Below are 11,975 nucleotides of genomic sequence, written 5' to 3'. Positions count from 1 at the left end.
CAAAAAACCGCCCTCAAGGGCGGTTTTTTGTTATCTGGCCAACAGCTGAAACATTACAGCGTCCAGTTGGCGAAGGCCTCGGAGGCCACAAACCCTTCATACTCCGGGTTGGCATGGAACATGTCTTTGCTCAGCGCAATGCCCTGGCCCTGCACGCCCTTGAGGGCCAGTACCACGTCGTCAAAACGCTGCTGTTGCAGCAACAGCTGGATCAGCACCCAATAGCTTTGCAAAAACGCCGGTTCATTGTCGATAGCCCGTTGCAGAGACTGTTCGGCATTGTCCGGCTCACCGGCGGCGATATACAGGTTGGCTTTGATCATCATCAGCGGGCCGTCGGCACCGAAGCGCTCAATCAGTTTGTCGGTGATGTTCATGGCCTGTTGCACATCCCCTTGCAGGTAATAGTAATCCAGCAGCATAAAGTGGGTGGAGGGATCATCACCGTGGTATTTGGCCAGCTCACCGAGCTGAAACACGTAGGCATCGTCGCGATACAGCTTGCCGATCTGTAGCGCCAGGTCGATGATCACCCGCTCATGGCGCACCGATTCCGGCAACCCTGTCAGCAGCTCATAGGCGGCTTTAAAGTCGCCCTGCATACGGTGCTCCACCAGCTGACCAAAGCTTTTCACCAGTTCTTCATCGATGGCGGTTTCCCCGGCCAGACGCTTCAGCCAGTTGTTCTGGTCCGGCAGCATCAGGCGGGTGGCCTGCAGCATCTGCTCGCTCTGCCACTTGCCGCTCGAGGCGATGTAAAAATCAGCGATATCACCGTCGACATCACGGGTCGGTGCTTCAAAGTCGAAAAACATGTACTCGAAGCCACCGTTTTCGATGTCCAGTCTCACCAACGGCCGGGATTCGCCCTCGGCTTCAACAAACCCACGAAAATGTGCCTGCATGGCACCTTGCTGCATGGCCATCATTGCCCCGCCAATCATCTGACTGCGGGCCTGCTCAGAGCCGAAACCTTCCATGTAACCCTCGCGGATCTCCGGGTCGGTGAAGGCCTCATCCACAATCCGCTGGCCCAGGGCTTGCATGTTCATCAGTTGTCCTACGGCGTCCAGATCACGGGCATTGACCGCATCCACAAAGGCCTGGCTGATGGCCTGCTGCTGTTCGCGGTCGTAACTTTGCTGGGCCGCGGCCGGTAGCGCCATGGTCAGCAGCATCAGTCCTTGCAGGCACCAACGGTGCAGCCTTGTTGTGACAATTGTTGTTTTCATCCGTGTTCCCTTGTGTGTGATTGTGGCCCGTTGGGGGTGAAGTGTGGCCTGGTCAGGTCAGGCACTTCTGCCCCCATCCCCATCGCCTGTTTGATCAGGGCGGACTTGACCCCCGGTAAACGGTTCACCGCCGACAGGCCAAGCCCCCTGAGCAGTTTGAGCGGCGCCAGGGCCGTACCAAACAGCTGTTTAAAGCCCTCCATCGCGGCAATCATTTCCACCGCGGCGGTTTTACGCTGCCGTTCATAGGGGCGCAAATAACGTAAACGGCCGATGTCTTTGCCAGCCTGATACGTGTCGGTCAGCGACTGGGCCAGCACCGCCACATCCTGCAAGCCGAGATTGACGCCCTGCCCGGCCAGTGGATGAATACTGTGCGCCGCATCCCCCACCAGCACCAGACGCTCGGCGGCCCATTGGCGCACAAACCGCATGGTCAGCGGGAAACCGCTGCGCGGGGTATCGAGGCTGCACAGCCCGAGGCGCAGATCAAAGGTGCTGGCCAGTGCCTGACAAAAGGCCTCGTCATCCAGCGCCATCAACGCTTCAGCCTTGTCGGTATTCACCGACCACACGATGCTGCACAGATGGGGGTCCTGCATAGGCAGAAACGCCAGAGGCCCGTCCGGCGTGAAAACCTGACGAGCGGTGTCATTGTGAGGCTGCTGGGTGCGCACATTGGCCACGATAGCGGTATGTTCATAATCCCAGAATGTCATCGGCAGCGCGCCCTGCTGGCGCACCTGAGAGTGCACACCGTCGGCGCCAACCACCAGACGACAGGCCAGTAACTGGCCGTTATCCAGGCTGATCACCGATTGCTGTTCACCGTGATGCAGGTTGGTGATTTTCACCGGCGCAATCAACCGCGCGCCGGCCTGCTCGCAGCGCTGCCACAGCGGGTAGCGGATGGCGGCGTTTTCGATGATGTGACCAAGATGCGTCTGGTGGACGCTGTCGGCGCTGAAATCAATGTTGGCGAAACTGTCCTGCTCCCACACGCTCATGTGCTGATAGGGCGCGGCATGTTCGGCAATGGCATCCCACACGCCGAGGCGGCGGAACAGGTTTTCAGACAAGTGACTGATGGCACTGACCCGGCTTTGGGGCTTGTTGGCATCGGGCGCCCCGGCTACCTGGGTGTCCAGCACGGCGATGCGCATGCCACTGGGCGCGAGGGCTGCGGCCAGGGATAACCCCACCATGCCGCCGCCGACGATCACCACGTCATAATTATCCATTAGTGTGTATATCCCATTGCGCGCCAGGCCAGCGGGTCACGCAGGCCAGCGCATAGATTCATTGTTACCAGTCCCAGATTACGCCCCATCACCAGCGGCAGGTGGGTATTGGAAAACAGCCGCACCAGTGCGTCAGTCACCGACACCGTGGTGTGCTGATCGCCCCGACGTGCTTGCTGATACGCCGACAACGGGGCAAAACTGCCGATGTCCTGCTGCTGTTGCACAGAGTTGGTAATGCTGTTGAGCAGGGCATCGATATCCCGAAGGCCGAGGTTCAGTCCCTGTCCGGCAATGGGGTGCAGGGTTTGCGCCGCATTACCAATCACCACCGCGCGGTGGCTGAAGACCTGATCGGCCACCTGCAACTGCAGCGGGTACACGTGCCGTTCACTGACACCGAGGATACGCCCGACCCGATAGCCCAATTGTGCCTGCAGGGCGCGGCAAAAACCCGCTTCGTCCATCGCCTGCATCGCCAGAGCCTGTTCCGGCGGCAGGGTCCACACCAGCGAGTGGCAGTGGGCACGGTTGTCGGCCAGGGATGGCATCGGCAACAGCGCCAGCGGCCCGTTGACGGTAAAGCGCTCAAACGCCCAGTGCTGATGGGGAGCACTGGAGTGGACATTGGCGATCAGCGCATGCTGACCGTAGTCCTCACGACGACAGGTGAGCCCCACAGCAGCACGGGTCGGCGACTGGCCACCCTCGGCCACCACCAGCAAACGGCCGTTGGCTGTTTTGCTGTTATTGGTGGTCACGGTGACCGCAGCATCTGTGCGTTCAACGGTGGTCACCTGCTGGCCCTGCCACCAGGCAAAGCGCTGTTGCTGCTCAGGTGTCAGTGCGTTTACGCTGTCGCGCAACAGGCGCCCCAGTTGGTGCAATTCGATTACCCGGCCCAGTTCGTTCAGACCATACTCATCGGCATGCAGCTCGCACTGGCCGAGGTGGCCCTGATCGGTAACCTGAATGTGCGCAATGGCACTGCCACTGCTAGCCACGCCCCTGACACCGGCCTGCTCCAGCAGGGCCACAGAACGGGCCGCCAGTGCCACACTGCGGGCATCGAAACCCGGATGGGCATCGGTGTTTTCAGCGGCCACCGCGTCAATCAGGGTGACCCTAAGCGGTGTGTGGCGCAGCAGCGCCAGAGCCAGCACCATACCTGTGGTGCCGCCCCCGGAGATGACAATATCGGTGTCGTGGCTCACGTCAGTCCTTCGCTTCGGCCATCAGGCGTTCAATCTCATCCACGGCTTTAGGCACGCCGTCGGTGATCACCCGATGGCCATCGGCGGTGATCACCACGTTATCTTCAATACGGATACCGATCCCGCGCCAGCGTGGATCAACCTCGGCATCCGGGGCGATGTACAGGCCCGGCTCTACGGTCAGCACCATGCCTGCTTGCAGGGGGCGATCCTGCCCATCCACTTTATACGCACCGACATCATGCACATCCAGCCCCAGCCAGTGTCCCAGGCCATGCATGAAAAACTGCCGGTAGGTCTGACGGCCGATGTTGTCCTGCACATCCCCGTGCAGCAAGCCCAGTTCAATCAGGCCAGTGGTGAGTACCTCGATAGCTTTGTCGGTGGCTTGCTTTAAGGTATTGCCCGGCTTGAGCAATGCCATCGACGCCAGTTGGGCATCCAATACCCATTGATACAGCGCTTTTTGTTCGGGACTGAAGCGGCCATTGACCGGAAAGGTTCGGGTGATGTCGGCGGCATAACCGGCCAGTTCAGCGCCGGCATCAATCAACACCAGATCGCCGTCGGTCAGAGCATCGCTGTTTTCGGTGTAATGCAAAATGCAGGCGTTATCGCCACTGCCGACGATGGTGCCATAGGCCGGCCCGGCGGCGCCGCCCATGGCAAAGGTGTGGTGCAGTTCGCCAGCCAGTTGGTATTCGTGTTTGCCCGGCGCACAGAAGCGCATCGCCCGCACGTGGGCTTCGGCACTGAGTTGGGCAGCGCGTTCCATCACGGCAATTTCCCCGTCAGATTTAAACAGCCGCATCTCATGCACCAGCGGTCGCCAGTCAATCAACGACTGGGGTGCCAGACGGCTTTGTTTGGGCGCCTGACGCAAGGCGTTGAGGGCGTCCATCACTACCGCATCGGCGTGTTCATTGTCGCCCAGCGCCACATACAGGTGGCGGTGGCCGTCCATAAAGGTAAACAGGATCTCGTCCAGATCGCTGATACTCAGCGCCAGATCAACGCCGAATTGTTCCGCGGCCTGTTCAGGTCCGATACGGCGCCCATGCCAGATTTCTGCCATCGGATCTTTGTCCAGACACAGCAATACCGTGGCTGCGTCCTGGTGGCGCGGATGATTGCTCAGTAACAGCCAGGCGTCAGGCTCGGGAAAACCGGTCAGGTAGTGAAAATCACTGTGTTGGCGAAACGGGTATTCGGTGTCGTTGCTGCGGGTCACGAGACGTCCGGCTGGCATCACCAGCAAACTGTCAGGGGCCAGCTTGTCGAGCAGTGCACGACGACGGGCAGCAAATTCTGCTGTTGCAATCATACCGCCGTTTCCTCAGTGCATGGTCTTGGGAGTCTGTTGCTCACTGGCGGCAGAGCGCCCCAGCTCGTTGAAACATAACAGACAGGTCATGCGTACGTACTCGGCCACCTCAAACAAGGCCTGTTCTGCCTCTTCGTCGGCGGGCATGTCTTCATCCATACGGGAAATCTCGGCAAAATCGTTCAGCCCTTCTTTCACATCCTCGGAGCAGCGGGTCAAATCCGCCTGGTGCAGACCGAAACCGAGCATGAACCCCTGTACCCAATGGATCAGGGCGCGGCCACGGTCATTGATCGGTGCGGCATCGTCCGGCAAACACAGGGCCAGGGCGAAATCGGTGTCGAGCATCTGCTGGCAGGTCAGATCAAACAGGTTGACGATGGCACTTTTTACCGCCGGGTCGAAAGGCTCGTTCTGGTTTACCACATCAGACAGCGGCTCCAGCCAGTCACGGGTTTCCAGCGGCATACCGCCAGACAGCATGCCACACAGGATCCCCTGTATTTCGGCCGCATCGGAGCTGATATTGTGTTGTTGCAATAAGGTAGAAAGGGTCTCAAAGCTGAGCGCGTTAGATGAAGTCAATGGCTTGTCTCTTCACTGTTGAACCGAGGTGTTTCACTGCTGCCCATGCTACCACTGTCGGCGGCCCTTGCCCATATCTGACTTGAACCCATCCAAGCCAGCACGGTATAGTCGCCAGACCATTCACTCACGTTCTCGCGCCCATGTCGTCGAGTCACATGCAAACCATCCGTTTACTGGGCAAGCCCTACCGGGTGCGATGCCCTGCAGGTCAGGAGCAGGCACTACAGCGCAGTGCTCAACTCTTGAACGAACGGTTGCAACAGACCCAACGCAAGGCTGGTTTAACCGCCCGAGAAGATATTATAATGATGACCGCGTTGAACATGTGTCATCAGGAATTGTCTACAGACAACGACGAGTCATCCGATTAACGGCTGATCCGTGGTACACTAACCTCGCAGTTACTATCAATGCCTCCTGGGGTGTTTGCCAGTGCAGTCATGTCCCTGGCCGATGCTTTAATCTAAGGAAACTGACTCCACTGCTTTTGTGCAAGCTCGGCACTGTACCGAGAAGCCTGCGGCAGTGATGATGTTTCCGCCCTGAACTTTTCGGTTCACGGGCGAACGCTGTACAGCGGCACTTTGGGAGGCACCCTTTCTTCACACTGTCAGTTTTTTTAACGCCTTCCCGTTCCCTCTGGTTATCAATAATATTAACTTACTGATTTAAATAATTTTTATTCCATGGTTTAATTTTTGCTTTGTTTTGCCGATATGGCTTTGGGAACCGAAGAACTGGCCGACGTGTGTCGCCCGGATTGAACAATAATGATGACAATGAACGACAATCCAGCCACCAAAGAACTGATATTTGAATCCACAGCGCCCCTGCGGGATGCATTGGACAACCGTGTCTACTGGCAGTGGGACAAGCACTACAATGCGCTGTTGGCAGAATTTTCGGTGGACCACGAGCAGCAGGTGCTGATGACGGTGAAGCAGTTTTTCAAACGCCAGTGGGACAACAAAACCATTCGACAGGCTCCGCCGGAAGTGCGCCATCGCGCCCATGATTTCGCCCGTCTGGATAAAAAGCAGTTACTGATGGTCAGCGACGAACCCGGCTGCCAGGACATCATGCTGGCATGGTGGCCATGGGGACATGGCGCCACCATCTCAATGCGCATTTTCCGCGCCGATGACACCCCCTATGAACCCCCCTCAGGTGTAATGGCAACGATCAAATCCTGGTTTAGCCACTGACCTGCACGAAAATAAAACCTGACCCATTGGTCAGGTTTTTACCTTGTGGCGGTTCTCTTTTTCCAGTCGATATGTTAAACAAGCGGTATCCAGAATTATGTCGGTCGACGAACGCCAGGGAAAACACCAACCGTTTGCCCGTCAACGCCGTTTATCTCGACTAGACTTCAACAAGTTTGCTTTGGAAACATCCTATTATGGCAGTGATTAATTTCGGGTCGATCAACATCGATCACGTGTACCAGGTGGATCATTTTGTGCAGCCCGGTGAAACCCTGGCCTCCACCGACTACCAACAGCTGTTGGGCGGCAAAGGTGCCAACCAGTCTATCGCGCTGGCCAAGGCCGGTACCAATGTGCGCCACGTGGGCAAAATTCACGAGTCCGACGCCCAGTTCAAACAGGCCATGATCAAACACGGCATCGACTGTAAGTTTGTCGATTGCACCGACATCCCGACCGGCCACGCCATCATTCAGGTCACCCCCAGTGGCGAGAACGCCATCGTGTTGTTCGGCGGTGCCAATCAGGCCATCGATGACAAAGACATTCTGCGTGCGCTGGATGATGCCCAGCCAAACGACTGGGTATTGACCCAGAACGAAACCAGTAACATCGATGCCGTCCTCAGTCAGGCGCGGGAAAAATCCCTCAAAGTAGCCTTTAACCCGGCGCCGATGACCGAGTCGGTCAAATCCCTGCCCCACGACTGCATCGATTTGCTGATCGTGAACGAAGTCGAGGCGGCGGAAATCTCCGGCTGCAGCGACCTTGCCGACATTGAAGCCTATTTCCGCAAAGACTGGGCCCATGCCGAAGTTATCATTACCCTGGGTAAGGCCGGCGTGCGCATGCTACGCGGTGAAGAGACCCTGGAAATGCCCGCCTTTGTGGTGGAAGCCGTGGATACCACCGCCGCAGGCGATACCTTCATCGGCTTCTTTTTGTCCGAATACACCTACCGTGGTTCGGCGGAACATGCCTTGCGACGCGCCTGTGCAGCCTCTGCACTGGCGGTCACCCGAGTGGGCGCAGCCCAATCCATTCCCGATGCACAAGACGTCGATGCCTTCTTACAACGCCAGTAACGGCGCCTAACACAACGAGTTTATTATGACCCATAAAATCATTCTTGATACGGACCCAGGCATCGATGATGCAATGGCGATCTTCTTTGCTTTTCAGTCGCCGGATATCGAGGTGCTCGGTTTAACCACCGTCTACGGTAACGTGCCAGTGACCATGTCAGCCCGCAACGCCCGTACCTTGTGTGACTTCGCCGGACAGGACATTCCGGTCACCCAGGGTGTTGGCATGCCGTGGGTAGGCCCGGAGTCCACCTACGCTCACTTTGTGCACGGCGATGACGGCTTCGGCAACATAGGCTTTCCGGCATCCGACACACCGTTGGACCCGCGCAGTTCGGCGCAATTTATCGTTGATATGGCACGCCAGCACCCCGGTGAAATCACCCTGGTCGCCATCGGCCCGTTGGGCAACCTGGCACTGGCATTGCGCCTTGAGCCTAACCTGCCCAAACTGGTCAAGGGCGTTGCCATTATGGGTGGTGCCGCGTTTGTACCGGGCAATGTGACCCCGGTAGCCGAAGCCAACATCTGGAACGATGCCCACGCGGCAGAGATTGTGTTCGGTGCTGACTGGGATCTGACCATGTTTGGTCTGGACGTGACCAACGCAGTACCGTTCACACCGGACTTCCTCGACACCCTGGCCGAAAAGAACCCTAAACTGGGTGGCTTCGTGAAAGAATCCGCACAGTTCTATATGGACTTCTACTCGCAAAACCGTGACGACCGTGTGTGCTTTTTCCACGATGCGATGCCCCTGGCCTGGTTGATCAAACCGGAGTTATTCCGACTGACCCGTGGCCACGCCCGGGTAGCAACGGATCCCCTTAACCGCGGTCAGACCATGGTCGCGCCAGAGGGTACTACCGCCAGCCCATTGTGGTTGGAAGCGCAGCAAATCAACGTCGCCACCGATGTGGATCACGACGCCCTGCGCGAGTTGTACATCAGTACCTACGGCCTGTAAGTCTCCGGCCGCCGGCGCTGTCGGCGGCCTCTGTGCACTGCACATTTTACCTTCCGGTCAGTTTGAACTACGTTTTAGTGACAAGCCGACAACCCTAGCATCCAAAGGACATGGAATCAGCCCGACTACCCGACGATGAAGCACAGCGCCTTGCCGCATTGTATTCCTACGATGTGTTGGACAGCGAAGCAGAAAAAGACTTCGATGACCTGACTCGCCTGGCGTCGGACATCTGCCAGACACCTATCTCCCTGATCAGCCTGGTGGACCCGGACCGACAGTGGTTTAAATCCAAGGTTGGCCTGGACGCGGATGAAACCTCCCGGGACATCGCCTTTTGTGCTCACGCGATCTTGCAAAACGAGGTGTTCGAGGTCCAAGACACGCTGCAGGACCCGCGCTTTCGTGACAACCCCTTGGTAACCGACAACCCCAATATCCGGTTTTACGCCGGCACCCCCCTGATCACACCCAGCGGACATGCCATCGGCACCTTGTGTGCCATCGACAACAAGCCCCGACAGCTGTCGGCATTCCAGCGCGAGGCGCTGGCCATTCTGGGGCGGCAGGTCATCTCGCAACTGGAGCTACGCCGTCGTCACCACCAACAAAAACAGGCCCTGCGCCATTACCAGGAATATCTATCCGACATCAGCCATGAGCTACGCACCCCACTCAATGCCATCATTGGTCTGAGTCAGCTGTTGCTGGAGCCGAAAACTGCAGACGGGTTGCCATCCCAGGTACAAAAACACCTGGAAAGCATTGAGTACAGTGGCCAGCGGCTGTTGAGTCTGGTCGATACGGTACTGGAGTTGCAACGCATTGATGCCAAGAAAATGCCGGTGCAGTGGACCAGCATCGAGCTAAAGTCCTGGACCGAAAAGCTGCACGGCATGTTGATGCCGTCTCTGGCGCGTAAGCAACTGGTACTGAATGTGCACGTTGATCCGGCGGTGCCTGACACCGTGACCAGCGATGAAGCCAAACTCAGCCAGATAGCCCTGAACCTGCTCAACAATGCGATCAAATTCAGTCCCCAGGGCGGGCACATCGAATTGCAGTGTTACGCCGGCAGCGACTATTGGGACATGGTGGTTAAAGATCAGGGGCCGGGCTTGAGTGCCGAGCAACAGGCCCGTCTGTTCAACCGGTTTGAGCAGGTCAGCAAGCAGACCCACCGCGAAGGTACTGGCCTGGGATTGGTGATTTGTCGCGCACTGGCCGAATTGCTTGGCGGCAACATTCAGGTCAGCAGTCAACCTGGCGCAGGCTGTCTGTTCCGGGTTCGCCTGCCCTACCCTGATGATGTCGACGTCGGCGCGGCACGGTCCGCTCAAACTGATTTTAAACCGGCATTTCAGACCGAGCTGCCGCTGTTGGTGGTGGAAGACAACCCCATCAACCAGGAAGTGATCAATGCCATTCTGAACAGCCTGGGCCTTGAATGTGACATGATCATCGAAGCGGAACAGGCGCTGGATATGCTGTCCAACAAGCGTTATGCGCTGGTAATGATGGACATGCACTTGCCGGGCATGGATGGGCTGTCCGGTACCCGGGCCATCCACCAGCACTTTCCGGACATTCCGGTGGTGTTGCTGACGGCCGATGTGTTTCTGGATCCAAGCCAGGATGGCGACGTACTGTTCCAGGGCCATTTGACAAAGCCGGTGGATAAAAATACTTTAGTGGCGACGTTAAACCAACTGATCCCAGCCACCGGTGACTGACTCCCGAAACGCCCTGCGCCAACGCTTCAGAACTGCCCGCCGTGAATTGTCTGCTGCACAACAGCAACAAGCCGCACAAGCAGTGTGCCAACAACTGTTGCAAAGCCCGCTGTTAAAGGACGCCCGACGCATCGGTGCGTACCTGAGCAACGACGGCGAAGTGGATTTAAGCCCCTTTATTCAACACCTGTGGCAGCAGGGACACTCGGTGTATTTACCGGTACTGCACCCGGTGTGTCAGGGCCATTTGCTGTTTCTGGACTATCACCCACAAACCGACATGGTGGCGAATCGCTTCGGTATTCCCGAACCGCAATTACGCTGTCAGGCGATTTGCCCGACCCATGCCTTGGACGTCATCCTCACGCCACTGGTGGCCTTCGACCGGCAAGGCGGCAGATTAGGCATGGGCGGTGGTTACTACGATCGCACACTGGCCGGAGTGGATACCGAACAATCCCGTTTTATCGGTATTGCCCACGATTGTCAGCAAGCCGATGCATTGCCGATGGCAGCATGGGACATCCCGATGGCCGCCATTGTTACCCCTAGCCAGATCATCACCACCACGGGCGCATTGGCCTGATCCCCTGCAGGGAGTTATACTCTATGTCCCTACACTCCTCACCAACAAGAATCAGTGACATGAATCAGGATCAGAAAAAACAACAGGTTGCAGAAGCCGCGTTGGCCTATGTAAAAGACGATACCATTGTCGGCGTCGGCACCGGCTCCACGGTGAATTACTTCATCGACGCGCTGGCCAGTAAAAAAGATCGCATTGTGGGAGCGGTGTCCAGCTCTGAAGCATCAACGTTACGCCTCAAGCAGCACGGTATTGAAGTGTTTGAACTAAACAGCGTGGATCAGCTGGATGTGTACATTGATGGTGCCGATGAAATCACCGAGCACATGCACATGATCAAAGGCGGTGGCGCGGCCCTGACCCGCGAAAAAATCGTTGCTGCTGTGGCCAAGTCTTTTGTGTGTATCGTCGATGACAGCAAACTGGTACCGGTCCTGGGTCACTTCCCGCTACCGGTTGAGGTGATCCCGATGGCCCGCTCCTATGTGGCCCGAGAGCTGGCCAAGCTCGGTGGCGACCCGGTTTACCGTCAGGGCGTGGTCACCGACAACGGCAACGTGATCCTCGATGTACACAACCTGCACATTCTGGAGCCCATGGCACTGGAAGCGAAAATCAATGCCATCGTCGGTGTGGTCACCAACGGATTGTTTGCCCAACGGGGCGCCGATGTCGCCCTGATCGCAACCGATAACGGCGTGATCACCAAACAAGGCTAAATTTTGCTTTTCTCCGCACCGGAGTTCTGCTATTTTCAGTGGCAAATAGACGTCCAGATGTCTTTTGCCATTCATCTC

13 protein-coding genes and 1 other RNA gene are annotated in these 11,975 nt (G+C 57.3%); 8 read left to right on the top strand and 6 right to left on the bottom strand.

Annotated features, from left to right (window positions below):
- Nucleotides 1–53 precede the first annotated feature (53 nt).
- From LJ739_RS09610 to LJ739_RS19055, 6 genes are read right to left on the bottom strand one after another with little or no spacing between them, the layout of a single operon-like run.
- A complete protein-coding gene (locus LJ739_RS09610) occupies nucleotides 54–1,232 on the bottom strand; it encodes a tetratricopeptide repeat protein (RefSeq protein ID WP_229159894.1) in 1,179 nt (392 codons plus the stop codon).
- Nucleotides 1,229–2,473: an FAD-dependent monooxygenase gene (locus LJ739_RS09605; RefSeq protein ID WP_229159892.1), complete on the bottom strand. Its 1,245-nt coding sequence runs from the start codon at nucleotides 2,471–2,473 to the stop codon at nucleotides 1,229–1,231. The genes LJ739_RS09610 and LJ739_RS09605 overlap by 4 nt, the downstream gene beginning before the upstream one ends.
- Nucleotides 2,473–3,687, bottom strand: a complete 1,215-nt coding sequence (gene ubiH / locus LJ739_RS09600; protein ID WP_229159889.1) for a 2-octaprenyl-6-methoxyphenyl hydroxylase — start codon at nucleotides 3,685–3,687, stop codon at nucleotides 2,473–2,475. Before ubiH ends, LJ739_RS09605 begins: the two co-directional genes overlap by 1 nt.
- 1 nt (nucleotide 3,688) lies before the next feature.
- A complete protein-coding gene (gene pepP, locus LJ739_RS09595; protein WP_229159883.1) occupies nucleotides 3,689–5,011 on the bottom strand; it encodes a Xaa-Pro aminopeptidase in 1,323 nt (440 codons plus the stop codon).
- 12 nt (nucleotides 5,012–5,023) lie between these two features.
- Nucleotides 5,024–5,596, bottom strand: coding sequence for a UPF0149 family protein (locus LJ739_RS09590; protein WP_229159881.1), 573 nt, complete (start codon nucleotides 5,594–5,596; stop codon nucleotides 5,024–5,026).
- Nucleotides 5,593–5,727 carry a hypothetical protein gene (locus tag LJ739_RS19055; RefSeq protein ID WP_267494292.1) on the bottom strand — a complete coding sequence of 45 codons (135 nt, stop codon included), beginning with the start codon at nucleotides 5,725–5,727 and terminating at the stop codon, nucleotides 5,593–5,595. The genes LJ739_RS09590 and LJ739_RS19055 overlap by 4 nt, the downstream gene beginning before the upstream one ends.
- Before the next feature lie 27 nt (nucleotides 5,728–5,754).
- Here LJ739_RS19055 and LJ739_RS09585 point away from each other — a divergent pair, with 27 nt between their 5' ends.
- From LJ739_RS09585 to rpiA, 8 genes are all read left to right on the top strand, one after another.
- Nucleotides 5,755–5,970 (top strand): cell division protein ZapA, encoded by a 216-nt coding sequence (locus tag LJ739_RS09585; RefSeq protein ID WP_229159879.1) that lies wholly within the window; start codon nucleotides 5,755–5,757, stop codon nucleotides 5,968–5,970.
- 40 nt (nucleotides 5,971–6,010) lie between these two features.
- Nucleotides 6,011–6,194, top strand: a non-coding RNA gene (gene ssrS / locus LJ739_RS09580) — 6S RNA.
- A 184-nt stretch (nucleotides 6,195–6,378) separates the two neighbouring features.
- The gene (locus tag LJ739_RS09575; RefSeq protein ID WP_229159876.1) at nucleotides 6,379–6,804 is read left to right on the top strand and encodes a hypothetical protein; all 426 of its coding nucleotides are present in this window, start codon (nucleotides 6,379–6,381) and stop codon (nucleotides 6,802–6,804) included.
- 197 nt (nucleotides 6,805–7,001) lie between these two features.
- Nucleotides 7,002–7,892 (top strand): ribokinase, encoded by an 891-nt coding sequence (locus tag LJ739_RS09570; protein ID WP_229159869.1) that lies wholly within the window; start codon nucleotides 7,002–7,004, stop codon nucleotides 7,890–7,892.
- 25 nt (nucleotides 7,893–7,917) lie between these two features.
- The gene (locus LJ739_RS09565) at nucleotides 7,918–8,859 is read left to right on the top strand and encodes a nucleoside hydrolase (protein ID WP_229159862.1); all 942 of its coding nucleotides are present in this window, start codon (nucleotides 7,918–7,920) and stop codon (nucleotides 8,857–8,859) included.
- 110 nt (nucleotides 8,860–8,969) lie between these two features.
- Nucleotides 8,970–10,592, top strand: a complete 1,623-nt coding sequence (locus LJ739_RS09560; RefSeq protein WP_229159860.1) for a hybrid sensor histidine kinase/response regulator — start codon at nucleotides 8,970–8,972, stop codon at nucleotides 10,590–10,592.
- Nucleotides 10,585–11,178, top strand: coding sequence for a 5-formyltetrahydrofolate cyclo-ligase (locus LJ739_RS09555; RefSeq protein ID WP_229159858.1), 594 nt, complete (start codon nucleotides 10,585–10,587; stop codon nucleotides 11,176–11,178). The genes LJ739_RS09560 and LJ739_RS09555 overlap by 8 nt, the downstream gene beginning before the upstream one ends.
- Nucleotides 11,179–11,237: 59 nt before the next feature.
- Nucleotides 11,238–11,897: a ribose-5-phosphate isomerase RpiA gene (rpiA, locus tag LJ739_RS09550; protein ID WP_229159856.1), complete on the top strand. Its 660-nt coding sequence runs from the start codon at nucleotides 11,238–11,240 to the stop codon at nucleotides 11,895–11,897.
- Nucleotides 11,898–11,975: the final 78 nt, after the last annotated feature.

Origin of the sequence: Fluctibacter halophilus, assembly GCF_020687825.1 — a bacterium.
GTDB lineage: Bacteria > Pseudomonadota > Gammaproteobacteria > Enterobacterales > Alteromonadaceae > Fluctibacter > Fluctibacter halophilus.
This window is presented reverse-complemented; position numbering and strand designations above follow the sequence as displayed.